This window comes from Streptomyces sp. NPDC029466 (assembly GCF_055574515.1).
The window spans coordinates 96,606-122,406 of the sequence record NZ_JBVHZH010000007.1 but is presented as its reverse complement, the minus strand read 5'-3'; the positions used below and the strand labels follow the sequence as shown (position 1 = coordinate 122,406).

General features: G+C 71.5%; 20 protein-coding genes. 8 read left to right on the top strand and 12 right to left on the bottom strand.

All coding sequences use genetic code 11. From position 1 onward, the window contains the following. Positions 1-78 precede the first annotated feature (78 nt). The 8 genes from ACZ4XD_RS08980 to iolC form a co-directional block, all read right to left on the bottom strand. Entirely contained in the window at positions 79-1,326 is a 1,248-nt protein-coding gene (locus ACZ4XD_RS08980; protein ID WP_468039675.1) for a sensor histidine kinase, read from the bottom strand. 290 nt (positions 1,327-1,616) lie between these two features. Beyond that, the gene (locus tag ACZ4XD_RS08975) at positions 1,617-2,078 is read right to left on the bottom strand and encodes a GNAT family N-acetyltransferase (RefSeq protein ID WP_468039673.1); all 462 of its coding nucleotides are present in this window, start codon (positions 2,076-2,078) and stop codon (positions 1,617-1,619) included. A gap of 454 nt (positions 2,079-2,532) precedes the next feature. After that, positions 2,533-3,672: a hypothetical protein gene (locus ACZ4XD_RS08970; protein ID WP_468039671.1), complete on the bottom strand. Its 1,140-nt coding sequence runs from the start codon at positions 3,670-3,672 to the stop codon at positions 2,533-2,535. Between the two features lie 179 nt (positions 3,673-3,851). Next, positions 3,852-5,345 carry a CoA-acylating methylmalonate-semialdehyde dehydrogenase gene (locus tag ACZ4XD_RS08965; RefSeq protein WP_468039669.1) on the bottom strand — a complete coding sequence of 498 codons (1,494 nt, stop codon included), beginning with the start codon at positions 5,343-5,345 and terminating at the stop codon, positions 3,852-3,854. 37 nt (positions 5,346-5,382) lie between these two features. After that, positions 5,383-7,299: a 3D-(3,5/4)-trihydroxycyclohexane-1,2-dione acylhydrolase (decyclizing) gene (iolD, locus tag ACZ4XD_RS08960; protein WP_468039666.1), complete on the bottom strand. Its 1,917-nt coding sequence runs from the start codon at positions 7,297-7,299 to the stop codon at positions 5,383-5,385. After that, the gene (gene iolB, locus ACZ4XD_RS08955; RefSeq protein WP_468039664.1) at positions 7,296-8,189 is read right to left on the bottom strand and encodes a 5-deoxy-glucuronate isomerase; all 894 of its coding nucleotides are present in this window, start codon (positions 8,187-8,189) and stop codon (positions 7,296-7,298) included. Before iolB ends, iolD begins: the two co-directional genes overlap by 4 nt. A gap of 30 nt (positions 8,190-8,219) precedes the next feature. Continuing rightward, complete coding sequence (locus tag ACZ4XD_RS08950; protein ID WP_468039662.1) at positions 8,220-9,107, bottom strand: Cgl0159 family (beta/alpha)8-fold protein; 888 nt, start codon at positions 9,105-9,107, stop codon at positions 8,220-8,222. 113 nt (positions 9,108-9,220) lie between these two features. Continuing rightward, positions 9,221-10,213, bottom strand: a complete 993-nt coding sequence (gene iolC / locus ACZ4XD_RS08945; RefSeq protein WP_468039660.1) for a 5-dehydro-2-deoxygluconokinase — start codon at positions 10,211-10,213, stop codon at positions 9,221-9,223. 282 nt (positions 10,214-10,495) lie between these two features. Here iolC and ACZ4XD_RS08940 point away from each other — a divergent pair, with 282 nt between their 5' ends. The 5 genes from ACZ4XD_RS08940 to ACZ4XD_RS08920 all read left to right on the top strand — a co-directional run bounded on the left by ACZ4XD_RS08940 (position 10,496) and on the right by ACZ4XD_RS08920 (position 15,450). Then, positions 10,496-11,416 (top strand): sugar phosphate isomerase/epimerase family protein, encoded by a 921-nt coding sequence (locus ACZ4XD_RS08940; RefSeq protein ID WP_328546971.1) that lies wholly within the window; start codon positions 10,496-10,498, stop codon positions 11,414-11,416. A 137-nt stretch (positions 11,417-11,553) separates the two neighbouring features. After that, positions 11,554-12,573: a Gfo/Idh/MocA family protein gene (locus ACZ4XD_RS08935; RefSeq protein ID WP_468039657.1), complete on the top strand. Its 1,020-nt coding sequence runs from the start codon at positions 11,554-11,556 to the stop codon at positions 12,571-12,573. A gap of 356 nt (positions 12,574-12,929) precedes the next feature. Then, positions 12,930-14,351, top strand: a complete 1,422-nt coding sequence (locus ACZ4XD_RS08930) for a sugar porter family MFS transporter (RefSeq protein WP_468039655.1) — start codon at positions 12,930-12,932, stop codon at positions 14,349-14,351. A gap of 140 nt (positions 14,352-14,491) precedes the next feature. Beyond that, entirely contained in the window at positions 14,492-14,860 is a 369-nt protein-coding gene (locus tag ACZ4XD_RS08925) for a peptidoglycan-binding domain-containing protein (RefSeq protein WP_468039653.1), read from the top strand. A gap of 395 nt (positions 14,861-15,255) precedes the next feature. Beyond that, entirely contained in the window at positions 15,256-15,450 is a 195-nt protein-coding gene (locus ACZ4XD_RS08920) for a helix-turn-helix transcriptional regulator (RefSeq protein WP_018093041.1), read from the top strand. An 86-nt stretch (positions 15,451-15,536) separates the two neighbouring features. On the opposite strand, the gene ACZ4XD_RS08915 is transcribed toward ACZ4XD_RS08920, so the two are convergent. Next, positions 15,537-16,655 carry a LacI family DNA-binding transcriptional regulator gene (locus ACZ4XD_RS08915; RefSeq protein ID WP_468039650.1) on the bottom strand — a complete coding sequence of 373 codons (1,119 nt, stop codon included), beginning with the start codon at positions 16,653-16,655 and terminating at the stop codon, positions 15,537-15,539. A 205-nt stretch (positions 16,656-16,860) separates the two neighbouring features. Here ACZ4XD_RS08915 and ACZ4XD_RS08910 point away from each other — a divergent pair, with 205 nt between their 5' ends. Beyond that, entirely contained in the window at positions 16,861-17,892 is a 1,032-nt protein-coding gene (locus ACZ4XD_RS08910; protein WP_468039648.1) for a Gfo/Idh/MocA family protein, read from the top strand. A 130-nt stretch (positions 17,893-18,022) separates the two neighbouring features. Here ACZ4XD_RS08910 and ACZ4XD_RS08905 read toward each other — a convergent pair whose 3' ends face one another. Further along, complete coding sequence (locus tag ACZ4XD_RS08905) at positions 18,023-18,667, bottom strand: DedA family protein (protein WP_468039645.1); 645 nt, start codon at positions 18,665-18,667, stop codon at positions 18,023-18,025. Positions 18,668-18,920: 253 nt separating this feature from the next. Here ACZ4XD_RS08905 and ACZ4XD_RS08900 point away from each other — a divergent pair, with 253 nt between their 5' ends. Both ACZ4XD_RS08900 and ACZ4XD_RS08895 read left to right on the top strand, forming a co-directional pair. Then, on the top strand, positions 18,921-19,208 hold the full coding sequence (locus ACZ4XD_RS08900; protein ID WP_467114612.1) for a heavy-metal-associated domain-containing protein: 288 nt from the start codon (positions 18,921-18,923) through the stop codon (positions 19,206-19,208). Positions 19,209-19,212: 4 nt separating this feature from the next. Further along, positions 19,213-21,477 (top strand): heavy metal translocating P-type ATPase, encoded by a 2,265-nt coding sequence (locus tag ACZ4XD_RS08895; RefSeq protein WP_468039642.1) that lies wholly within the window; start codon positions 19,213-19,215, stop codon positions 21,475-21,477. Between the two features lie 423 nt (positions 21,478-21,900). Here the strand turns inward: ACZ4XD_RS08895 and ACZ4XD_RS08890 are convergent, their stop codons facing one another. Together ACZ4XD_RS08890 and recD2 are read right to left on the bottom strand one after the other, a co-directional pair. Then, positions 21,901-23,190, bottom strand: coding sequence for a citrate synthase (locus ACZ4XD_RS08890; protein WP_398832534.1), 1,290 nt, complete (start codon positions 23,188-23,190; stop codon positions 21,901-21,903). 176 nt (positions 23,191-23,366) lie between these two features. Continuing rightward, on the bottom strand, positions 23,367-25,580 hold the full coding sequence (recD2, locus tag ACZ4XD_RS08885; protein WP_468039637.1) for an SF1B family DNA helicase RecD2: 2,214 nt from the start codon (positions 25,578-25,580) through the stop codon (positions 23,367-23,369). Between the last annotated feature and the right edge of the window lie 221 nt (positions 25,581-25,801).

Below are 25,801 nucleotides of genomic sequence, written 5' to 3'. Positions count from 1 at the left end.
CCGGGGCCCGGGCCCGGACCGGTCGATCCGGGCGATCCGGGCGGTGCGCGACGGCACGGGACGGGACGGGACCCGCGCCTACCGCGGCAGGACGACCCGCATGATCAGCCCGCCGCCCTCACGGGGCTGCGCGGTGATGCTCCCGTCATGAGCCCGCACCACCGACCGCACGATCGACAACCCCAGACCCACACCCTTGTCACTACCGGTGCGCTCGGTCCGCAGCCGCCGGAACGGCTCGAAAAGATTCTCCACCTCATACGCCGGCACCACCGGCCCCGTATTGGCCACCACCAACACCGCACACCCCGGCTGCGGCTCGGTGACCACCTCCACCCAACCCCCCTCCGCCACGTTGTAGCGCACCGCGTTCTGCACCAAATTCAACGCAATCCGCTCCAGCAGCACACCATTCCCCTGCACAAACACCTGCTGCCGCACCCCACGCAACTCCACCCCCTTGGCATGCGCCTCCTCCCGCGTCTGATCCACCGCCTGCGCCGCCACCTCCGCCACATCCACCGGCTTCTTGTCCACCACCCGGTTCTCACTGCGCGCCAACAGCAACAACCCCTCCACCAACTGCTCACTGCGCTCATTCGTCGCCAACAACGTCTTACCCAACTGCGCCAGCTCCGGCGACGCCGCCGGATCCGCCAGCTGCACCTCCAACAACGTCCGATTGATCGCCAACGGCGTCCGCAACTCATGCGACGCATTCGCCACAAACCGCCGCTGCGACTCAAACGCCCGGTCCAACCGGTCCAGCATCTGATCGAACGTGTCCGCCAACTCCTTCAACTCATCATCCGGACCCCCCAACTCGATCCGACGATGCAGATCCGAACCCGCCACCCGCTGCGCCGTCCGCGTAATCCGCCCCAACGGCGACAACACCCGCCCCGCCATCGCATAACCAAAAGCGAACGCCACCACCGTCAGGCCCACCAGAGCGGCCAGCGAGTGGTTCAGGAAGCGGTGCAGCGCCCCCGCACGCTGGTCGTGGAGGCAGTCGCTGATCGCCGCGTTGATCTCGCCGATCGTGCCGAGCGACGGCAGACCGGGACAGCTGGCATTGCCCACCCGGACGTCGGTGCCGAAAATCCGGAACTCCGGGGTGCCCTTCGTGAGGGTCTGGGCCACCAGGACGTAGATGAGCGTGAGCAGTACGACGCCGGCCACCAGGAACATGCCGCCGTACAGCAGCGTCAGCCGTATCCGGATGGTGGGGCGCAGCCATGGCGGCGGGCGGCGCCGCGGCTCGGGATCCACGGTGGGCGCCGGCGGCAGGGCCGGCGGTGCGGGTGCCTGGGAAGCAGGTGGCAAGGCGCTCAGCCCCGGGGAGCCGGTGAAGCGGGCATCACGGACGGTATCGGGGCAAGAGGTAAACGCACGACTGATCCTTCCTCAGATGCCATAAGGCACAGGACAGTTGCCAGGCATGTGCCATCCTGCACAAAGGGGGCATAAACCGGCAGTAAACAACGGTTCACCTCCCGGCCCCACAGCCCCGCCCCCACCAGCCCATTCCGCAAAACGGGCACGCTGCCGGGGCCGTCTTACGAGCCCGTGAGACGAACCCGTGAGACGCGCCCCGGCAGCGTGCCGTACGGGGACTAGCCGGCGGCCGGCTCCGGCACCGTCAGCCGGTATCGCGCGAGCCGGTCATCGCTGCTCCAGCGCACCAGCCCGGCCTTCTCCAGGACCCGGCCGGACGCCGGGTTCGACAGCTCCACGTCCGCGCACACCGTGCGCACGCCCGGTGCCGTGCACGCGAACGCCACCATGGCGCGGGCGGCCTCGGTGGCATAGCCGCGGCCCCGCCGGGACGGCACGATGCCGTAGCCGAACTCCAGCGACCCGTCGCGCGGCGGCCAGAACAGCCCGATGGCGCCGACCACCCGGCCGCCGTCCCGTTCGAGGATCTGCCGCTGGCCGTACACACCGCGGGCGTCGGGGTTTTCCGCGGTGAAACCGGCGATGACCCGGTCGCCCTCGGCGGGGAAGTCCGCCGCCCAGTGCGGCTGCGGCGTCCCGTCGAGGACGGCGGCGAGCTCGCCGTCGGTCCAGGGCCGCAACAGCAGCCGCGCGGTGCGCAGTTCCGCACCGTTCAGCGAGAAGGCGGAATGCGGGGATGCTGGGGATGTCTGTGATGTCTGTGATGCCGGGGATACCGGGGATGCCGGGGGTTCCGGGACATCAGAGAAAAGCGGGGAATCAGCGGAGAGAAAGGAAGACACGCGTCGCTCCTGGTCGTTCGTCGACGACCGGGCCGCGCTCAGGACATCGTGCGCTCAGGACATCGTGCGCTCAGGCGTCCCGCTCAGGCGGCGGCCCGGACAAGGGCATGCTGATGAGGCGTCCGGCGGGCCATATTCATCAACCTCCCTCGTCCAGCGGTGATCGCGCGCGGGCGCGCGCCGCCGCACCGTATCAACCAGCGGGCGGCCGCCCCCAGTTGTTTTCCGCACGCGGTTCCGCCGGGGCCGGACACGCACAGCGGGCACCGCCCCTGCGCGCCCCGGCCCCCGGTCAGTACCGCGGCGGCCCGAACCCGCCCTGCGGGGGCTGCGGGGTGCCGGGCGGCATCGGCGGGGCACCGGCCGGCGGCATCGGCGGACCGCTGACCGGGGGCACCGGGCCGGGCGGCGGCTGCCAGGCCGGCGGGGCCTGCGGGCCGGGCGGCGGGACGAAACCGGGGGCGGCGAACTGCGGGGCCTGGGACGGCGGGTACCAGGCGGGGGCGACCGGCTCGCCACGGCCCATCAGGAACAGCAGGGCCACCGAGCCGAACAGGTCCAGCGCCAGCTGGAGGTGGTTGATGATGCTCATGCCCGGCACGGCACCGGACAGTTCGAACAGGGTGCCGTTGCCGGCCATCCCGATCACCGACAGCAGGGCGCCGGGCAGCGACACCACCGCCAGCCCGATGGCCAGCCCGCGGGCCGCGGCGCCGCGCAGCAGGCTGTTGAGCGCGGCCGGCGCGGTCAGCGCGAGGAAGAGCAGGCCGGACCAGCCGGAGGACAGGCCCAGCAGCGCGCCGAGAGCACCCTTGCCGAGGTAGAACAGGTCGAAGAATTGGGTGCCGCCCTCCACCAGCATGTAGACCTGCCAGACCAGGTTGAGCAGCACCATCGCGCCGAGCACCAGACCGGCCGCCACACCGGCCGTCCTGACCGGGCGCATCGGCGGGTCGCTGGGCTTCTGGCGCGGCCAGGAACGCATCCCGGCGAGCAGCACGATGCCCGCGACGAGGGTCAGCGGGAACAGCGCCAGGCTGCTGAGGAAGACGCCGTCGAAGGTATCGGTGGCCGTTTCGGCGTGCCGGAACCAGCGGTCGTCGCTGGTGTGGTTGCCGACGCTGACGAGGGCCTGGAGCACGGTGCCGAAGGTGAGGGTGGTGGCGACGGCCAGCAGCCCACCGGCCACCCGCTGCCCCGCGAACGCCGTGAACGCCGCCGCCAACTGGACCAGGGCCAGTCCGAAATGGAACGGGTTCGTGACCTGGTTGACGCCGCCGGAGCTCTGGAACGTCCAGGACTCCCAGACCCCCACGAGGCCGAACTCACTGAGGTCGACCACCATCCAGGTGGCGAGGAAAAGGAAGAACAGCAGGCAGAAGATCCCGCCGGTGATACGGGCGCCCTTGGCGAGCGCCATGGATTGAGGCATGTCATCCCCCGTTGTGTCCGTGCTATGCGAGGGAGCACGGTAGCAATGCACCGGGCCGGGGTCTCCCCCTGGACCTGGGGTTTTCGCGGGCCGGCGACGGCGGCCGGGGAGACCTCGGCGGCCGGACATGCCGGCCCCCCGGCCGGCGGGGGGCCGGCCGGGGGTCCGTCAGGACGTCCTCAGTGGTTGCTGGGGAAGCCCAGGTTGATGCCGCCGTCGGCCGGGTCCGGCCAGCGGGTGGTGACGACCTTGCCGCGGGTGTAGAAGTGCACCCCGTCATTGCCGTAGATGTGGTGGTCGCCGAAGAGCGAGTCCTTCCAGCCACCGAACGAGTGGTAGCCGACCGGCACCGGGATCGGCACGTTCACGCCGACCATGCCGGCCTCGACCTCCATCTGGAAGCGGCGGGCCGCGCCACCGTCCCGGGTGAAGATCGCGGTGCCGTTGCCCCAGGGCGAGTTGTTCATCAGCGCGATGGCCTCGTCGTAGGTCTCGACGCGGACCACGGACAGCACCGGGCCGAAGATCTCGTCGCGGTAGGCGTCCATCTCGGGCGTGACGTGGTCCAGGAGGGAGACACCCATCCAGTGCCCGTCCTCGTAGCCCTCGACGGTGTAGCCGCTGCCGTCGATGACGACATCGGCGCCCTGGGCCGCGGCGCCCGTGACGTACGAGGCGACCTTGTCGCGGTGCACCTTGGTGATCAGCGGGCCCATCTCGGAGGCCGGGTCGTCGCCGGGGCCGATCCGCAGCTTGTCGGCGCGCTCCTTGATCTTGCCGATCAGCGGGTCGGCGGTCTCACCGACGGCCACGACGACGGAGATCGCCATGCAGCGCTCACCGGCCGAGCCGTACGCGGCGTTGATCGCGGAGTCCGCGGCCAGGTCGAGGTCGGCGTCCGGCAGGACCAGCATGTGGTTCTTGGCGCCGCCCAGCGCCTGCACCCGCTTGCCGTTGGCGGTGCCGGTGGTGTGGATGTAGCGGGCGATGGGGGTGGAGCCGACGAAGGAGACCGCGGCGATGTCCGGGTGCTCCAGGATGGCGTCGACCGCCACCTTGTCGCCGTTGACGACATTGAGCACACCATCGGGCAGCCCCGCCTCGGCGGCCAGCTCGGCGAGCTTGAAGGCGGCGCTGGGCACCTTCTCGCTCGGCTTGAGGACGAAGGTGTTACCGCAGGCGATGGCGAGCGGGAACATCCACATCGGCACCATCGCCGGGAAGTTGAACGGCGTGATGCCGGCGACCACACCGAGCGACTGGCGGATCGCCGCCACATCGACCCGGGTGGAGACCTGGGTGGACAGCTCCCCCTTGAGCTTCTCCGGGATACCGCAGGCCAGCTCCACGATCTCCAGACCGCGGGCGACCTCGCCGAGCGCGTCGGAGTGCACCTTGCCGTGCTCGGCGGTGATCAGCTGCGCGATCTCCTCGCGGTGCGCGTCGAGCAGCTCGCGGTACTTGAACAGCACCGAGGTGCGCTTGGCCAGGGAGCTGTCGCCCCAGGTCCGGAAGGCTTCCTTGGCCGCGCGGACGGCCGCGTCGACCTCGTCGGCCGAGGCGAAGGCGACCTGCTTCTCCTGGGCGCCGGTGGCCGGGTTGTAGACCGGGCCGAAGTTGCCGGAGACGCCCTCGACGGGCTTGCCGCCGATCCAGTGGCTGATGGTCTTCATGCGGGGGCCTTTCTGGGCTGACGGCTTCGGGCTGGGGTCAGAGGTGGCGGCGGCGCCCGGCGGCGTGCCGGTCGTACGCCTCGCGGGCGGCCACCGCCGCCGGACGTGTCGCGGTCTCGGCAACAGGCACATCCCACCAGGCCTGTGCCTCCGGCGCGCCCGGCACAGTGTCAGCCGTTTCGGTCTCGACATAGACACATGTGGGCCGGTTCGCGCCACGCGCCTCGGCCAGCGCGGCACGCAGCTCACCGACCGTGGCCGCCCGCAGCACCTCCATACCGAGCGAGGCGGCGTTGGCCGCGAGATCGACGGGCAGCGGCGCGCCGGTGTACGTGCCGTCCGCGGCGCGGAAGCGGTAGTCGGTGCCGAACCGCTCACCGCCGGTCGCCTGGGAAAGCCCGCCGATCGAGGCGTAGCCGTGGTTCTGGATGAGGACGAGGTTGATGGGGAGGCCCTCCTGGACCGCGGTGACGATTTCGGTGGGGTTCATCAGATACGTACCGTCGCCGACCAGCGCCCACACCGGCCGGTCCGGCGCGGCCATCCGCACCCCGATCGCGGCGGGGATCTCATAGCCCATGCAGGAGTAGCCGTACTCCAGGTGGTACTGCCTGCGGGACCGGGCGCGCCAGAGTTTGTGCAGGTCACCGGGGAGGGACCCGGCCGCGTTGAGGATGATGTCGGTGTCGTCGACGAGGGCGTCCAGCGCCCCGAGGACCTGCGTCTGGGACGGCCGTACGGACGGGTCCCCGGCTCCGAAGGCCGCGTCCACCCGGCGCTCCCAGTCCGCCTTGGCCGCTCCGTATCCGGCCTCGTACGCGGCGTCGACGCGGTGTCCGGACAGCTCCTTGGTGAGCGCTTCGAGTCCGGCGCGGGCGTCGGCGACGAGCGAGGCGGCGCCGAGCTTGTGGGCGTCGAAGGGGGCGATGTTGAGGTTGAGGAAGCGCACCCCGGGCGCGGCGAACAGGGTCGCGGAGGCGGTGGTGAAGTCGGTGTAGCGGGTGCCGACGCCGATGACCAGGTCCGCCTCGCGGGCCAGCGCGTCGGCGGTGGCGGTGCCGGTGTGGCCGATACCGCCGATGTCGGCGGGGTGGTCGTAGCGCAGCGAGCCCTTGCCGGCCTGGGTGGACGCGACCGGGATGCCGGTGGCGTCGGCGAAGGCGCACAGTGCGTCCTCGGCCTCGGAGTGGTGCACCCCGCCGCCCGCGATCAGCAGCGGCCGGCGGGCGCCGCGGATCGCCCGGACCGCGTCGGCGAGGGCATCGGCGTCGGGGAGCGGCCGGGCGACGCGCCAGACCCGGTCGGCGAAGAACTCCTCCGGCCAGTCGTACGCCTCGGCCTGCACGTCCTGCGGCAGCGCCAGGGTCACGGCGCCGGTGTCGACGGGGTCGGCGAGCACCCGCATCGCCTGGAGGGCGGCGGGGATCAGCGCCTCGGGCCGGGTGACCCGGTCGAAGTAGCGGGAGACCGGGCGCAGCGCGTCATTGACCGACACGTCGCCCGCGTGCGGGACCTCCAGCTGCTGGAGGACCGGGTCCGCGGGCCGGGTGGCGAAGGTGTCACCGGGCAGCAGCAGGACCGGGAGGCGGTTGACGGTGGCGAGCGCGGCGCCGGTGACGAGGTTGGTGGCGCCGGGGCCGATGGAGGTGGTGACGGCGTGGGCGGACAGCCGGTCGCACTGCCGGGCGTAGCCGACCGCGGCATGCACCATGGCCTGCTCGTTGCGGCCCTGGAGGTACGGGAGCACCGGGGCCCCGGGGGCTTCCCCCTGGCGGGACGCGGCACCGGACTCCAGCAGGGCCTGGCCGAGACCGGCGACATTGCCGTGGCCGAAGATGCCCCAGCAGGCGTTGATCAGGCGGTGCCGGCGGCCGTCCCGCTCGGTGTACTGGTGGGCGAGGAACTCGACCAGGGCCTGCGCGACCGTGAGCCGGCGCGTCGTCGGGGCGTTCATCGGGCGGCTCCTGCGGGCGCTTCGTAGAGGGGGAGGCGGGCATCGACCGGCTGCTCCGGCCAGGTGGAACGGATCCAGCCGTGGTCCGGGTGATCGCAGATCAGCCACTCACGCGTGGCCCCCGGACCGGCCATCACGTTCAGGTAGTACATGGCGTGGCCGGGCGCGGCGATGGACGGGCCGTGCCAGCCGTCGGGGATCAGCACGGCGTCACCGCTGCGGACCTCGGCCAGCACATCCGTGCCGCGGCCGCGCCCCGAGGGGCTCACCCGCTGGTAGCCGACACCGTCCGTGCCGTGTGCGGACTCGATCTCGAAGTAGTAGATCTCCTCCAGTTCGGACTCCTCGCCGGGGCGGCACTCGTCGTGCTTGTGCGGCGGGTAGGAGGACCAGTTGCCGCCGGGGGTGAGCACCTCCACCGCGATGAGCCGGTCGCACTCGAAGGTGCCCGCCGCGCCGAAGTTGTTGACCTGGCGGGAGCAGTTGCCGGTGCCGCGCAGCTCCACGGGGACGCCGGACGCCGGGCCGTAACGGGCCGGCAGGCGGTTCTCGCAGCGGGCGCCGGTGAGCGCGAAGCGGCCGCCGGCCCCGGTGTCGATCCGGACCTGCGCGTCCCGCGGTACGTAGGCGAAGTCCGTGACCCCGCTGAACACGCTCTCCCGGCCGGTCAGTTCGAAGGTCTCGCCGTCGTCGGTCAGCACCGTGCAGCCGCCGGACAGCGGCAGCACGATCCATTCGCTGTCGCCGGTGGCGAAGGAGTGGTGGGCACCGGGCGGCAGGTCCAGGACACGCAGCGAGGAGTAGCCCCAGCCGGCCCGCTCCGGGTCGATGTCCAGGGCGTACGGGCCCGCTGCCGCGGCTCCGGCCCCCAGATGGAATTCAGTGCTCATGTATCGAGTCTCCTGCGGAATACGCGGCGTTCACAGCAGGCCCACGGCGGTGTCCACGGCGGCCGCGACATCCCCGTCGGCGGGGTAGAGCAGGGAGCGGCCGACGACCAGGCCCTGCACCGTCGGCAGCCGCAGCGCCTTGCGCCACTTCTCGTAGGCGGCTTCCTGTTCCTGGACGGTGCTGCCGACGTCGCCGCCGAGCAGCACGGTCGGCAGGGTGGTGGTCTCACAGACCCGGGCCATGGCGTCGGGGTCGTCGGTGACCGGCAGTTTGAGCCAGGTGTAGGCGGAGGTGCCGCCGAGTCCGGAGGCGATGGCCACGGAGCGGGTGACGGCTTCGGGGCTCAGATCGTTGCGGACCGCGCCGTCCGCCCGGGAGGAGAGGAACGGCTCGACGAAGACGGGCAGCTGCCGCTCGGCCATCGCGTCGATGGCGCGGGCGGTGGCCTCCAGGGTGGTCAGCGAGCCGGGGTCGCGGTAGTCGATGCGCAGCAGCAGTTTGCCGGCGTCGAAGCGGAGCCGGGCGAGGTCCTCGGGGCGGTGCCCGGTGAACCGGTCGTCCATCTCGAAGGCGGCACCGGCCAGCCCGCCGCGATTCATGGAGCCCATCACGACCTTGCCGTCGAGGGCGCCGATCAGCAGCAGGTCCTCCAGTATGTCGGCGGTGGCCAGCACCCCGTCCACACCGGGCCGCGACAGCGCCAGCACCAGACGTTCCAGCAGGTCGAAGCGGTTGGCCATGGCGAGCTGCCGGTCACCGACGGCCAGCGCGCCACGGGCCGGGTGATCAGCGGCGACGATCATCAGCCGGCCGCTGTCGCCGAGGAGCGGCCGGCGGGCACGACGGGCGGCGGCCTCCGCGACAGCTTCGGGATGCCGGGCCCGCAGCGTCGCGAGGTCACTGATCCGAGGAGTCAAGGCTCAACTCACCTTCTTGAGTACACAGGTGGAGGGGGTGCGACCGGCGGGCGAGGCGGGCGTGGGGGCGGGGCCCGGCCGCGGGATCACCCGGCGGATCCGGGTCACCGGACTCACCGGTCGGCCAGGAACGCATCGACCTCGTCGGCCGTCGGCATCGCGGAGGAGCAGGCGAGGCGGGAGGCGACGATGGCGCCCGCGGCGTTGGCGTAGCGCATCATCGGCGCCAGCTCCCAGCCGGCGAGCAGCCCGTGGCACAGCGCCCCGCCGAAGGAGTCGCCGGCGCCCAGACCGTTGACGACCTCGACGGGGGTGGGCGGAACCTCGGCGGTGCGGCCGTCGCGGTGGACGGCGAGCACACCCTTGGGGCCCTGTTTGATGACGGCGAGTTCGACGCCCATGTCCAGCAGCGCCTGGGCGCAGTCCTTGGGCTCGCGCAGCCCGGTGGCGACCTCGGCCTCATCGACATTGCCGACCGCCACGGTCACGTGCCGCAACGCCGCTTCGTAATACGGGCGGGCGGTGGCCATCGCCGCGGCCCCGGTCGCCCCACCGTCCCCGGAGGCGCCGCCCGCACCGCCCCAGAACATCGGCCGCCAGTCGAGGTCGAAGACGGTGGTGCCCACCTTGGCACGGGCCTCCAGCGCGGCAAGGGTGGCGCTGCGGCTGGGCTCCTCGCAGAGCCCGGTGCCGGTGATCCAGAAGATCCGGGCCGCCGCGATGGCGTCCTGGTCGAGCTCCTCGGGCCGGATGACCAGGTCAGGGGCCTTCGGCCGACGGTAGAAGTAGAGCGGGAAGTCGTCCGGCGGAAAGATCTCGCAGAAGGTGACCGGCGTCGGGTAGGCGTCGACGGAGGTCACCCAGCGGTCGTCCACCCCGAAGTCACGCAGCGCCTGGTGGACGTAGTCGCCGAACGGGTCGCGGCCGGTGCGGCTGATCACCGCACTGCGCCGCCCGAGCCGCGCGGCGGCCACCGCGACATTGGTGGCGGAGCCGCCGAGGAACTTCCCGAAGGTCTCGACCTGGGCCAGCGGCACACCGGTCTGCAGCGGGTAGATGTCGACTCCGATGCGGCCCATGGTGATCAGGTCGTACGGCTGGGTCATGTGCGCCCCTTCGGGTCGCCCGGCGCGGCGGGTTCGGCGGGTTCGGCTCCGAGGAAAGGTCTAACGGGGAGAGCCAGACCCTGTCAACAATTTGTCCTTACATACTGACGTCAGGGAGAACGATGAAGGCACCACGGAGGGACAGTCGCAGGTGACAAAGTCCTTAAGTCCTTATGTCAGGACGAAGTCTTGACACTCCCCGGGGCGACAGAGAGGCTGTGCCCCACAACCCCGCCCCAGCGCCTCCCGGTCACCGCCGACCGGCGAGAGGAGAGCCGCAGCATGTCCGTTCCCCATGCCGCCCAGCCCGTCCTGGACCGCATCCGCGTCGGTTCCGCACCCGACTCGTGGGGAGTCTGGTTCCCCGACGACGACCAGCAGGTCCCCTGGCAGCGCTTCCTGGACGAGGTCACCGAGGCGGGCTACGAGTGGATCGAACTCGGCCCGTACGGCTACCTGCCCACCGACCCCGCCGTCCTGCGCGACGAGATCGCCCGCCGCAGCCTGCGGGTCTCGGCCGGCACGATCTTCACCTCGCTGCACCACGGCCCGTCCGTATGGGACAAGACCTGGGCGCACGTCTCCGAGGTCGCCACTCTCACCCAGGCGATGGGCGCGCGGCACCTCGTCGTCATCCCCTCCTTCTGGCGCGACGACAAGACCGCCGAGGAGATCGAACCGCGCGAGCTGACCACGGAGCAGTGGAAGCAGCTGACCACCGGCATGGAGCGGCTGGGCAAGCAGGTACGCGACGAGTTCGGGCTGGACATCGTCGTACACCCGCACGCCGACACCCACATCGACACCGAGGAACATGTCGAACGGTTCCTGCACGCGACCGACTCCGACCTCGTCAACCTCTGCCTGGACACCGGCCATTACGCCTACTGCGGCGGCGACAGCGTCAAGCTGATCCGCACTTACGGCGAGCGGATCGGCTACCTCCACCTCAAGCAGGTCGACCCCGACATCCTCAGCGATGTCGTCGCCAAGGGCACCCCGTTCGGCCCCGCGGTCAAGCAGGGCGTGATGTGCGAACCGCCGCTCGGCGTACCGGCACTGCCGCCCGTCCTGGAGGCCGCCCAGGAGCTGAACGTCGACCTCTTCGCCATCGTCGAACAGGACATGTACCCCTGCCCGCCCGACCAGCCCTTCCCCATCGCCGAACGCACCCGCCGCTTCCTGCGCTCGTGCGGCGCGTGAGCCACCGATCTGCACGCCTCGCGTCTGCCCGCCTCGCGACGCCTCCTCCTCTTACCCCGGCAACGATTACAGAGAGTAATCGGTTCCGTTCTCAGGGTATCTCTCGCACTCCGAGCACGTAAGGACTTGTGGACCACATGACTTCGCACGAAACGCTGGGTGTGGCGGTCGTCGGTACCGGCCGGATGGGCGCCGACCACGTACGCCGGATCAACGAGGTGATCAGCGGCGCCCGGGTGGCGGCGGTGGTCGATATCGACGCGGCGCGGGTCAAGCACCTCGCCGACGGCATCGAAGGCTGCACCGCCTACACCGACCCGGCCGCCGCCATGGACGACACCGGGGTGGACGCCGTACTGATCGCCTCGCCGGGACCCGCGCACGAGGCGGCGCTGCTGGACGCCTTCGCGCGGGATCTGCCCGTGCTGTGCGAGAAGCCGCTGACGCCGGACGCCGCCTCCGCGCTGCGGGTGCTGGAGGCCGAGCAGGCACTGGGGCACCGCCGGGTCCAGGTCGGTTTCATGCGCCGCTACGACGCCGACTACCGCACCCTCAAGTCCCTTCTGGACCAGGGCACTTACGGCCGTCCGCTGATGCTGCACAACAAGCACCGCAACCCCGACTCCCCGCCCGGCTTCACCAACGCCATGATGGTCAACGACTCGCTGGTGCATGAGATCGATGTGACCCGCTGGCTGCTGGAGGAGGAGATCACCGCGGTGCGGGTGCTGCGCCCGGCCCCCACCGGCAACGCCCCGGAGGGCCTCAGCGACCCCCAGTTGGTGCTCTTCGAGACCGCGGGCGGCCAGGTCGTGGACACCGAGCTCTTCGTCAACTGCGGCTTCGGCTACCAGGTCAGCTGTGAGGCGGTCTGCGAGGGCGGCACGGCCAGGATCGGTGACGACCACGGGGTGTTCAGCAACACCGCGGGCCACTGGGGCGGTGCGATCACCCCCGGTTTCGTGGAGCGCTTCGAGGAGGCTTACGACCGGCAGGTGCAGCGCTGGGTGAACGCCACCCGCCGTGGCGAGGTCGAGGGCCCCAGCTGCTGGGACGGCTATGCCGCGGCCGCGGTGTGCGAGGCGGGCGTACGCGCCCAGACGACGGGCGAGCGGGTCACGGTGGAACTCATCGAGCGGCCTGCGCTGTATCGGTGAGGCGGCCGGACGCTGCGGCGATTCCGCGCCGGGGCGGCACGGCACATCACAGAAGCCGCACTCGCCCCTGCACGTCGCAGAAGCCGCACTCGCCCCTGCACGTCGCAGAAGCCGCACTCGCCCCTGCACGCCGCCCCGCCGCCCCACGCCGCCCGTCCCGTCCCGCCCCCAGTCACGCCCCTCCCCGGCCCACCGGGCCGCCGGGCCACCGGGCCGCCGCGCCCACCCCCGCTCCACCGAAAGGTCCCACCCATGCACGCCACCCCACACCTCCGCGTCCCCCTCCCCCTCCCCCCACACGCATCCCCCGCTCCTGACGCCGGGGTGGCCGCCCGCGCGGCGGGCCGGGGCTGATGATGGCGGCTCCGACCGGACAGTTGGCGTCCGCCGGCCCGTGTGAGGGGGCGGGGGCCCGCCGCGCCAGGCGCTTCATCGTGGGCATCGCTGCCGTCGCCGCCCTTGGTGGCGCTCTCTTCGGCTACGACACGGGGGTGATATCCGGCGCGCTCCCGTTCATGGAGGGCCACTTCGGCCTCACGTCCCTGGGTGAGGGCGTCATCACCAGCGCGCTGCTGATCGGCGCGGCCTTCGGCTCGCTGGTCGGCGGGCGGATGTCCGACGCGCTGGGCCGGCGCGACTCGCTGCTGTGGGCGGGCGCCGTGTTCATCGGCGGGGCGCTGGCCGTGGCGCTCGCCCCCGATGTGCCGTTCATGACCGTGGCGCGCTTCGTCCTCGGCCTCGCCGTCGGCAGCGCGTCGGTCATCACCCCGCTCTATCTCTCCGAGATCGCGCCTCCGCACATCCGGGGCCGGCTGGTCTCGTTCAATTCGCTGATGATCGTCAGCGGCCAGTTGCTCGCCTATCTCCTCAATGCCTTCCTGGCGCAGTGGGGGGCCTGGCGCTGGATGCTGGGCCTGGCGGCGCTACCCGCCGTGGCGCTGTTCGTCGGGCTGTTCTTCCTGCCCGACACCCCGCGCTGGTACATCAGCCAGGGGCGGCAGGACGAGGCGGCCCGGGTGCTGCGCCGTACGCTGCCCGCCGAGGACGTGCCCGCCGAGCTGGCCCGGATCGATCACGCCCGCGGTCTGGAGGCCGACGCCCGGCGCGGCGGCCGGCAGCAGCTGCGCACCCCATGGGTACGGCGGCTGTTGCTGGTCGGTATCGGGCTGGCGGCCGTGCAGCAGATCACCGGCGTCAACGCGGTGGTGTATTTCGCGCCGAAGATCCTGGCGTCGACGGGGCTGGGCACCGGTGCCTCGATCACCGCCACCATCGCGATCGGTGTGATCTCGGTGCTCGCCACCGCGCTCGGGATGTCCCTGATCGACCGGGTCGGCCGGCGGCCCCTGCTGCTCACCGGCCTGGCCGGGATGGCCGTCTCGCTCGCCCTGCTCGGCGCCGCGTTCCACCTCCCGCACTCCCCCGCCGTCAGCATCCTGGTCCTGGGCCTGATGGTCCTCTACATGGCCTTCATGCAGGGCACGCTCAACACCGGGGTCTGGCTGCTGCTGGCCGAGATGTTCCCGCTCAGGGTGCGTGGACTAGCCATGGGGGCCGCGGTGTTCATGATGTGGCTGGTCAACTTCGCGGTGGCGCTGGCCTTTCCGCTGCTGCTGGACGCGGTCGGCGCCGGCACCACCTTCTGGTTCTTCGGTGTGATGTGTGTGCTGTCCCTGGTGTTCTGCAAGCGGTACGCACCGGAGACGAAGGGGCTGGCGCTGGAGGATCTGGAGGACGAGCTGAGGAAGGTGGCGGGCGCCGCAACGGGCGCGGGCTGACGGGGGCGGCGGAGCGGAGCTTACGGTGCGACGGTCCATCGCCCCTTGACGGGGAATCAGCGGGACCCCGGGAACCACGGACCGCGTTCCCGGCGTCACAGCGGGTGGAATCACATCCAACGGGGGAAACGGTGGAATTCGTGAAGACCAACGCACTCAGCCGAACCGTCCAGCGCACGGCCGTCCTCACCGCGACCGCGGGCCTGCTGACCGCGGGGCTGCTCACCGGCCCGGCGGCCGCGGACGCTCCGGCCGGCGGACCGGCCGACACCCGGGCCGCCTGCGCCTATTACAACGGCAACGCCCTCACCGTCTACGGTCAGCGCGGCGACCGTGTCTCGCAGGCGCAGTGCCTGCTGGCGAACCGCCGCTATCTCCCCTGGGGAGATGTGACGGGGTACTTCGGCCTCAAGACCCGGGCCGCGGTGAAGAAGTTCCAGTCCCGGCACCATCTGACCGCTGACGGCAAGGTCGGCAAGAAGACCTGGTACGCGCTGTACCACGCCTGATTCGCTTCCGACCGTCGACAACACCCTTGTGGCGGGCCGGTTTCCCCAGCCGGGGTACCGGCCCGCCACACGGCTGTGTGCCCACGGCGCCGGGCCGCACCCACGGCCCGCCGTCCTCGTCACCCCGCCCGTCCCTCGTCGGTCTGCCCCCGCCCCGTCCCTCACCCGAGCGTCCCGCCCTGGCCCCTGATCGTCCCGCCCCCGTCACAGCCGTCCGCCCCGCGTCACCGCTGTCACCGTTACGCGCGCCTTACGTCACAGCCGTTCAACAGCCCCTCCCCGATGGTTACTCGGTGTCGTTGTCCAGGCACAGGGTGAGTGATCACCAGGCCGTACCCAGCCCCCTGCCGGCTCTCCGGGCCGACCCTGCGTACGGCACTCAGGAGGTGGCAGAGATGACCGACCGCAAGCTCTGGTCGTACAAGGAGATCGCCGCGCACATCCAGGTGCAGCCGGACACCGTCCGCTCCTACCGCAAGCACGGGTTGCTGCCCGAACCGGATCTGGTGGAGGGCGGGAAACCGTACTGGTTCGCCGACACGGTCAGAAGGTGGGTGGCGCAGCGGCCGGGCCAACGCGGCCGCCGCTGAGCCACCGGACCGGCCCCGGCTCCGGCGCCCCGGGCGGCACCGGGGCCCGGACGGCAGCGCGTCCTGACCCACCCGGCCGCTGCGGGTCAGTCGGGCCGGGGTGCTGCCGTCGAGCCTCTGATCTCCAGTTCCGGGGCGACGAGTTGCCGACCGGCCGGGGTGTCGGGGCGCTCCATACGGTCCAGGAGGCAGCGCGCCGCGCGCCGGCCGACCTCGTGGCTGGCGTTGTTCACCGAGTTCAGCCAGAGGTGGCGGATGCGGGCGAGATAGGTGTTGTCGTAGCCGACGAGGGAGAGGTCGGCGGGTATGCGCAGGCCCAGTTCCTGGGCCGCGGACAGCGCACCGACACCGGAGATGTCGTTGAACGCGAAGACGGCGGTGGGGCGTTGGGCGGCCGGCGTCCGGGCACCGGGGCGTGCGGGGGCGGACGGTGGGGTGAGGAGTCGGACGGCGGCGCGGTAGCCGCCCTCCTCGGTCCCGTCGCCGCTGGTCACGACGGCACTCTCGGCCAGGCCGTGGGCGTGCATCGCCGCCTCGAAGCCGCGCCGTCTCAGCTCGCCGACCAGGCCCTGTCCGGCGATATGGGCGATCCGGCGGTGGCCGAGGCCGATGAGGTGCTCGGTGGCGAGCCGGGCGCCGCGCTCGTCGTCGTTGGCGACGAGGTCGGCATGCGGCAGCCGGGGTTCGTGGTTGCCCGCGATGACGGTCGGCAGCCGCGCGGCGACCTCGGCGAGGCCGTCGGTGTCCGGGAGGGTGCCGACGACGACGAGGCCGTCGACCCGCAGCTCCTGAAAGGTGCGGGCGAAGTCCTGCCCGGCCCGTCGGTCCAGCCGTCCGTCGGCCATCAGCATCCGCAGCCCGTGCGCCTGAAGCAGCGAGTTCAGCCCGTCGAGCACCTCGACGAACCAGGGGTTGCGCATATCGTTCAGCAGCACCCCGACGGTGTGCGTACGGCGGGCCACCAAGCTGCGGGCGGCGGCGTTCGGCCGGTAGCCGAGCTCCTCGATGGCGTCCAGAACGGCCTGCCGCTTGGTGTCACTGACCCGTGGTGAGCCCTGGAGCACCAGCGAGACCAGCGATTTCGAGACGCCCGCCCGCTCGGCGACTCCGCGGATCGTGGGCGGCCGGCCCGGGGCCGCTCCCGCCCTCGCGTCGGCTTGCGCGTCGGGGCGCCCGTTGGACGGGTGGCCGTTGGACCGTTCCATGGACGAAATCTTTCCATCGGCGCAGGTCGGCGTCAATGCGCAACCATGCGGCCCTGCAAGGTGGTTGACATGCGGACATCAGGACATGCAGGGTGCGGTCATCGCGGCCTATTGGACCGTTCCAAAGCCCCATAGGGGCCACCCCGCCACTCGCCTTCCCCTCCCCCTCGGCGGCTCCCCTCCCCCTCCGGAAAGGACCCCAGCCATGAAGATCGGCCTGATCGGCACCGGGCGCATCGGCGCGTTCCACGCCACCACCCTCCGGAGCGTCCCGGGCGTCACCGACGTCGTGGTCGCGGACCTGGACGCCGCGCGGGCCGCCGCGTTGGCGGACACCCTTGGCGTGCGCGCCGCCGCGGGGATCGAGGAGATGTACGCGGACGGCCTGGACGGTGTGGTGATCACCGCCGCGACCAGTGCGCACGCCCCACTGATCCACCAGGCCCTGGACGCGGGGGTGCCGGTGTTCTGCGAGAAGCCGGTCGCCCTGGATGTGCCCGGCACGGTCGGGGTGGTGGAGCGGGCGCGGGCCGGCACCGTGCCCGTACAGATCGGTTTCCAGCGGCGCTTCGACGCGGGCTATCGCGCCGCCCGCGAGGCGCTGCGCTCCGGCGAGCTGGGCTGGCTGCACACCCTGCGCGCCTGCACCGGCGACCGGACGCCGCCGCCGGCCGGCTACATCCCCACCTCCGGCGGGCTGTTCCGGGATTGCAGCATCCATGACTTCGACATCCTGCGCTGGCTCACCGGCCGCGAGGTGGTCTCGGTCTTTGCGCAGGGGGCCAACCGCGGGGCGTCCTTCTTCGCGGACGGCGACGATGTCGACACCTGTGCGGCGCTGCTGCGCTTCGACGACGACACCTTGGCCACCGTTACGGCGACCCGCTACAACGGCGCGGGCCATGACGTCCGGCTGGAGGTGTGCGGCTCCGAGGGTGCGCGCTTCGTCGGGCTCGACGACCGGGCGCCGCTGCCGTCCGCCGAGGCGGCGCTGTCGTGGCGGCGGGCGGCCGATCCGTACGCCACGTTCATGGAGCGCTTCCACGACGCCTACGTCACGGAGCTGGGCGTCTTCGCCGAGGTCGCGGCGGGCCGGATGCCGAGCCCCTGTACGCCGGCGGAGGCGCTGGAGGCGCTCTATGTCGCCGAGGCGTGCGAGCGCTCGCGGCGCACCGGTGAGCCGGTGGCCGTCGCGGATGTCCGGGCCCCGGCCGTCGGCGCCGGTCCGGGGGCGTGAGGGTGCTCGGGGGCGGCCCTGTCGGTGGCGCTCCGTTCGGGCGGAGCGTTTTCCAGCCTCGGTCTCGTCAGCCTCTTCCGTAGGCGCGAAGGGCCACCTCGCCCCCGCCCGCCGGGCGCCCCTCCCTCCGTCATGTGGCGGCCACGGAGGAGGCCCGGCCGCCGGGATCCTCGCCACCGTTGTGGGGGCCGCCGTCGCCTTCGCCGCCGCCCTCCGAGGGATCGCGCAGGGCGCGGCGGCGGGCGGCCCATTGGATGGCGGCGCCGACCGCGGCGACCGCGCAGGAGACGCCGAAGCCGATGGCGGCGGCGTACAGCGGGCGGCCGGTGGTGGCGGTGCCGAGGTAGCCGAGGCCGACGGAGTAGGTGGCCCAGGTGGCTTCGGCGATGCCGGCGCCGAGGGCGTATTTGCGGAGCGGGTAGCGCAGCACGCCGGAGGCCAGTGCGCCGGCGATCCGCCCACTGGGCAGGAATCGTACAGCGATCACGAACGGCAGACCGTAGTGCTGGATCCGGCCGGAGGTCCATTCCAGTAGTGCCCGGCGGCGGGGTTTGCGCCGCATCCAGGCCCGTACGGGTCCGCCGAACCGCCGGGCGGCCAGGTACATCAGCAGGTCGCCGAGCAGGGCGCTGCCGGCGACGATCAGCAGGATCAGCGGGAGGAACAGTTCGCCACGGGAGGCGAGCACTCCTACGGAGACCAGCAGGGCGGAGTTGGGCACCAGCGGCGGCAGCGTGGTGAGCACCAGCAGTCCGTAGAGGGCGAGTACGTCCATCCGGCCGCCTCCTCGGATCCGCCCCGAGCCCGTATCCCAAGGCTGACGCGTGGTGGGGCGCACGGCAACGCGGATGGGGGTCTCCGCGCGGTTCAGGCGTGGGGAGCGCGGACGGCTTGGATTGATACCCCCTAGGGGTATAGGGTGCCTAAGGTCGGGGGAAGTGGCAGTCGCCGGGGCCTCGCATGGCACGCTTCGGTACTCCGACACTTGCACCACACGGAACGCATCAGCACCACAAGGAGAGTCCCCCATGGCTGAGAACAGCTCCTGCTGCACCCCGGAAGGCTCCTGCCACTCCGGCGGCACCGATGTCCAGGTCGGGGCGGTGACCACCACCTACCGGGTCACCGGCATGACCTGCGGTCACTGCGAGGGTGCGGTGTCGGCCGAGATCGGCGAGATCGCCGGGGTCAGCTCGGTGCAGGCGGTCGCGGCCACCGGCCTGGTGACCGTCACGTCGAAGGCCCCGCTGGACGAGGAAGCCGTCCGCGCGGCCGTCGACGAGGCCGGCTACGAGCTCGTGGGGCAGGCGGCCTGATCCCATGTCCGGTTCCCCCGCACAGGCGCGGGTCGAGCTCGCCATCGGCGGGATGACCTGCGCCTCGTGCGCCGCGCGGGTCGAGAAGAAGCTCAACCGCATGGACGGCGTGGCAGCCACGGTCAACTACGCGACCGAGAAGGCGCAGGTCTCCTACGGGGGCGGGGTCTCGGTCGGGGATCTGATCGCCACCGTCGAGCGGACCGGCTACACGGCGCGGCCCCCGGCGCCGCCGCCGGAGCCCGCCGGGCCGGCCGGTGCGGCGCGGGCCGGCGGCGCGGACCTCTCCACGGATCCGCGGGCGGATCTGCGCCCGCTGCGGCAGCGGCTGACGGTCTCCGCCGTACTGGCCGTGCCCGTGATCGTGCTGGCAATGGTGCCCGCGCTTCAGTTCCCCTTCTGGCAGTGGCTTTCGCTGGTCCTCGCCGCGCCGGTGGTCGTCTGGGGCGGACTGCCGTTCCACCGGGCCGCCTGGACGAGCCTGCGGCACGGCGCCGCCACCATGGACACCCTGGTCTCCCTCGGCACGCTGGCCGCCTTCGGCTGGTCGGTGTGGGCGCTGTTCCTCGGGGACGCGGGGATGCCGGGGATGCGGCACGGCTTCGATCTCACCGTGTCCCGTACGGACGCCGGCACCCAGATCTATCTGGAGGCGGCGGCCGGGGTGACCGCGTTTCTGCTGCTCGGCCGGTATCTGGAGGCCCGCTCGAAGCGGCGGGCGGGGGCGGCGCTGCGGGCGCTGCTGGAGTGGGGCGCCAAGGACGTGGCCGTCCTCCGGGACGGGCGCGAGGTGCGGATCCCGGTGGCGGAGCTGGTGGTCGGTGACCGTTTCGTGGTCCGGCCCGGGGAGAAGATCGCCACGGACGGGCGGGTGGTGGCGGGCGCGTCCGCCGTGGATACGTCGATGCTGACCGGGGAGTCCGTCCCGGTGGAGGTCGCGCCCGGGGACGGTGTCACGGGCGGGACGGTGAACGCGTCGGGGCGGCTGGAGGTCGAGGCCACGGTGGTGGGCGCGGACACCCGGCTCGCCCGTATGGCGCGGCTGGTGGAGGAGGCCCAGAACGGGAAGGCCGCGGTGCAGCGGCTGGCCGACCGGGTCTCCGCGGTCTTCGTTCCGGTGGTGCTGCTGCTCGCGGCAGGCACCCTGGCCGGCCGGCTGCTGGCGACCGGGGAGGCCAGCGCGTCGTTCACCGCGGCGGTGGCGGTCCTGATCATCGCGTGTCCGTGCGCGCTGGGGCTGGCCACGCCGACCGCGCTGATGGTCGGCACGGGGCGCGGCGCCCAGCTCGGCATCCTCATCAAGGGCCCGGAGGTGCTGGAGTCGACTCGCCGGGTGGACACCGTGCTGCTGGACAAGACCGGCACGGTCACCAGCGGCCGGATGCGGCTCCAGGAGGTCGTGGCGGCCCCGGGTGTCGCGGAGGACGAGCTGCTGCGGCTGGCGGGGGCGCTGGAGGACGCCTCGGAGCATCCGGTGGCCCGCGCCCTCGCCGCGGGTGCGGCCCGTCGGGTGGGCGCGCTGCCGGTGGTGGCGGATTTTGAGAACGTGCCGGGGCTGGGGGTGCGCGGGACGGTCGGCGGGCACCGGGTGCTGGCGGGGCGGGAGCGGCTGGCCGAGGAGGCCGGGGTCGGGCTGCCGCCGGAGCTTCGGGAGGCGCTGGCAGGCGCCGCGGCCGCGGGCCGTACGGCCGTGGTGGTGGCCTGGGACGGCCGCGCGCGCGGGGTGCTGGCGGTCGCCGATGCGGTGAAGCCGGGCAGCGCGGCGGCGGTGCGGGAGCTGCGCCGGCTGGGGATGACCCCGGTGCTGCTGACCGGTGATCACGAGGCCGTCGCGGCGGCGGTGGCCGCCGAGGCCGGGATCGACGAGGTGATCGCCGGGGTGCTGCCCGAGGGCAAGGTGGCGGTGGTGGAGCGGCTGCGGGGGCAGGGCCGTACGGTCGCGATGGTCGGCGACGGGGTCAATGACGCGGCCGCGCTGGCCACCGCGGATCTGGGGCTGGCGATGGGGACCGGCACGGATGCCGCGATCGAGGCCGGTGATCTCACGCTCGTACGGGGCGATCTGCGGGTGGCGGCGGACGCCATCCGGCTGGCGCGGGCCACCCTTCGCACGATCAAGGGGAATCTGTGCTGGGCGTTCGGCTACAACGTCGCGGCGCTGCCGCTGGCCGCGGCCGGACTGCTCAACCCGATGATCGCGGGGGCGGCGATGGCGTTCTCGTCGGTCTTCGTGGTCGCGAACAGTCTGCGGCTACGAAATTTCACATAGCCCTTACAACTGACACAACACCCATACTGCAGGGCCTCGATCTCCATATCGGGGCCCTTGACCGTATTCGCCCCCATATGGCAAGAGACCCAGATCACATAGATTGGAACGTAACCATTGAGGGGGGTCGTGAGTCTAACCGGGCAGTGCAGGCACCCCGGCGGGGCTTGCACAGCAACAGCCGTGCTGGTCTTGGGGGATCTGCCCGGCTACGCGTGGCCGGGGCGACGTGCCCGGGGAGCTTTGAGCGGCCCTCCCGAACGTGCGCGTCCCGGCAGATCGCGGTGCAACCCGGAACGCCCGGACGGATCCCGTGGGGGGAATCCAACCGGGACACGGGAAGCGCCCCGCACTCTGGACCCGTGGGGGGATCCGGAGGCGGGGCGCTTCTTTATGTCTGCGGGCTGCCTCGAAGGGCGGCCGTCAGCGCTGCTCGACCGGCACGAAGTCGCGCTCGACGACACCGGTGTAGATCTGCCGCGGACGGCCGATACGGGAGCCGGGCTCCTTGATCATCTCGTGCCACTGGGCGATCCAGCCGGGCAGCCGGCCGAGCGCGAAGAGCACGGTGAACATCTCGGTCGGGAAGCCCATGGCCCGGTAGATCAGGCCGGTGTAGAAGTCCACGTTCGGGTAGAGCTTGCGCTCGACGAAGTAGTCGTCGGAGAGCGCGTGCTCCTCCAGCTTCAGGGCGATGTCCAGCAGCTCGTCGGACTTGCCGAGCGCGGAGAGGACATCGTGCGCCGCCGCCTTGATGATCTTCGCCCGGGGGTCGAAGTTCTTGTAGACGCGGTGCCCGAAGCCCATGAGCTTCACGCCGTCTTCCTTGTTCTTCACCTTGCGGATGAAGGAGTCGACGTCGCCGCCGTCGCGCTGGATGCCTTCCAGCATCTCCAGCACGGACTGGTTGGCGCCGCCGTGCAGGGGGCCCCACAGGGCGTTGATACCGGCCGAGATCGAGGCGAAGAGGTTCGCCTGCGAGGAGCCCACCAGGCGGACCGTGGAGGTGGAGCAGTTCTGCTCGTGGTCCGCGTGCAGGATCAGCAGCTTGTCGAGGGCGCTGACCACGACCGGGTCGAGCTCGTAGTCCGCGGCCGGCACCGAGAAGGTCATCCGCAGGAAGTTCTCGACGTACCCGAGGTCGTTGCTCGGGTAGACGACCGGGTGGCCGACCGACTTCTTGAACGCGTAGGCCGCGATCGTCGGGAGCTTGGCCAGCAGCCGGATCGTGGAGATGTGGCGCTGCTGCTCGTCGAACGGGTTGTGGCTGTCCTGGTAGAAGGTCGACAGCGCGCTGACGACCGACGACAGCATCGCCATCGGGTGGGCGTCCCGGGGGAAGCCGTCGTAGAAGCGCTTGACGTCCTCGTGCAGCAGGGTGTGGTAGGTGATGTCCTGCTTGAAGTTCGCCAGCTCATCGACGGTGGGCAGCTCGCCGTTGATGAGGAGGTACGCGGTCTCGACGAACGTGCTGCGCTCTGCAAGCTGCTCGATCGGGTACCCGCGGTAACGGAGAATGCCGTTCTCACCGTCGAGATAGGTGATCGCGGATTTATACGCCGCGGTGTTGCCGTAACCGGAATCCAGGGTCACCAGACCGGTCTGGGCGCGCAGCTTCGAGATATCGAAGCCCTTGTCGCCAACAGTGCTGTCGACGACCGGGTAGCTGTATTCGCCGTCCCCGTAACGCAGTACTACAGAGTTGTCGCTCACGTCATCCCTCACCGACGTTGTGCCTCTTCTTCGAGGTGCCCTGACTGCCTATACCTTCCCCCATTTGGGCCTTGGATGTGCACTCGGGGTCGGCCATAGGGCCTGTCTGCGGCACTCAGTGCCGCCTGAGCGCCCATCCTGCCCCTCTTCGCCCCGAATGGGAAAGAGGGGTGACATCACATCGCACCGGCGAGCCGGTGATCGAGCGCCGTACACCGCCGACCGGCGGATACCGTGCGGACGGCCTGTCCCAGGGCTTTCCGGGAGCCGACCAGCACCACCAAACGCTTTGCCCGGGTCACGGCGGTATACAGCAGATTGCGCTGAAGCATCATCCAGGCACTGGTGGTGACCGGAATCACCACCGCTGGATACTCACTACCCTGCGAACGGTGGATCGTCACGGCATAGGCGTGGGCGAGTTCGTCGAGTTCGTCGAAGTCGTAAGGAACCTCCTCGTCCTCGTCGGTGCGCACGGTCAGCCGCTGCTCGTCGGAGTCCAGAGCGGTGACCACGCCGACCGTGCCGTTGAAGACGCCGTTGCGGCCCTTTTCATAATTGTTCCTGATCTGGGTCACCTTGTCGCCGACACGGAAGACCCGGCCGCCGAAGCGGCGCTCGGGCAGGTCGGGGCGGGCCGGGGTGACGGCCTGCTGGAGCAGGCCGTTCAGGGCCCCTGCGCCGGCCGGGCCGCGGTGCATCGGGGTGAGCACCTGGACGTCCCGGCGCGGGTCGAGGCCGAACTTCGCCGGGATGCGGCGGGCCACGACATCCACCGTCAGCCGCCCGGCCTCTTCGGCGTCCTCCTCGGCGAACAGGAAGAAGTCCGTCATTCCGGACGTCAGGGGCGGGGTGCCGGAGTTGATGCGGTGGGCGTTGGTGACCACCCCTGACTGCTGGGCCTGGCGGAAGATCCGGGTCAGCCGGACGGCGGGCACGGGGCCGGACCCGTCGAGCAGATCCCGCAGCACCTCCCCCGCGCCCACCGACGGCAGCTGGTCGACATCCCCGACCAGCAGCAGATGGGCGCCCGGCGGCACCGCCTTGACCAGCTTGTTGGCGAGCAGCAGATCCAGCATCGAGGCCTCGTCGACGACCACCAGATCGGCGTCCAGGGGGCGGTCCGCGTCATAGGCGGCGTCCCCGCCGGGCTTCAGCTCCAGGAGGCGGTGGACCGTGGAGGCCTCCGCCCCGGTCAGCTCCGAGAGCCGCTTGGCCGCCCGGCCCGTGGGCGCCGCCAGCACGACCGTGGCCTTCTTGGCGCGGGCCAGCTCGACGACGGAGCGGACCGTGAAGGACTTGCCGCAGCCGGGGCCGCCGGTGAGCACCGCGACCTTCCGGGTCAGCGCCAGCCGCACCGCCTGCTGCTGCTCGGGGGCCAGCTCGGCGCCCGTACGCCGCGCCAGCCACGCCAGCGCCTTGTCCCAGTCGACGTCCCGGAAGGCCGGCATCCGGTCCTCGTCCGTGCGCAGCAGCCGGGTCAGCCGGCCGGCCAGGGAGATCTCGGCGCGGTGGAACGGCACCAGATAGACGGCGGTGACCGGGGGCTCGCCGTCCGCGCCGCCCGGTACCTGCTCGCGGACCACGCCCTCCGGGTCGGCGGCCAGCTCGCCCAGGCAGTCGATGACCAGGCCGGTGTCCACCTGGAGCAACTTCACCGCGTCGGCGATCAGTTGCTCCTCGGGGAGGAAGCAGTGGCCCTGGTCGGTGGACTGTGACAGGGCGTACTGGAGGCCGGCCTTGACCCGGTCCGGGCTGTCGTGCGGGATGCCCACGGACTGCGCGATGCGGTCGGCGGTCAGGAAGCCGATGCCCCAGACGTCGGCGGCCAGGCGGTAGGGCTCGTTGCGGGTGACGGAGATGGCGGCGTCGCCGTACTTCTTGTAGATCCGCACCGCGATGGAGGTGGACACCCCGACGCCCTGGAGGAAGACCATGACCTCCTTGATGGCCTTCTGCTCCTCCCAGGCCGCGCCGATCAGCTTCGTCCGCTTGGGGCCCAGGCCCGGTACCTCGACGAGGCGGCCGGGCTCGCGCTCGATGATGTCGAGGGTGTCCGTGCCGAAGTGCTCGACGATACGGTCCGCGATCCGCGGGCCGATGCCCTTGATGAGGCCGGAGCCCAGATAGCGGCGGATGCCCTGGATCGTGGCGGGCAGGACGGTGGTGTAGTTCTCGACCGTGAACTGCTTGCCGTATTGCGGGTGGGAGCCCCAGCGGCCCTCCATGCGCAGCGACTCGCCCGGCTGCGCGCCGAGCAGGGCGCCGACGACGGTCAGGAGATCGCCCGAGCCGCGGCCGGTGTCGACCCGCGCGACCGTGTAGCCGTTCTCCTCATTGGCGTAGGTGATCCGCTCCAGGACCCCTTCGATCACGGCTGCGTTGACCATGCACCGACCGTACCGCCGGGGTCTGACACCGCGCGGGGTCCGCCGTCGCGCCGGGCCGGAACACCGGGTTCCCATCGAGGGGCCCGTCCGATGGTCGGGCCCCTCGATTCCCCCTCCATGCCGGCCCCGGATCCCCCCGGATCCCTCCCCATTTCGGGACCAACGTCAGCTATGACCTTTGTGGGCGGCCAACGGTTGCACTCTTCCGCGGAGTTATTTCC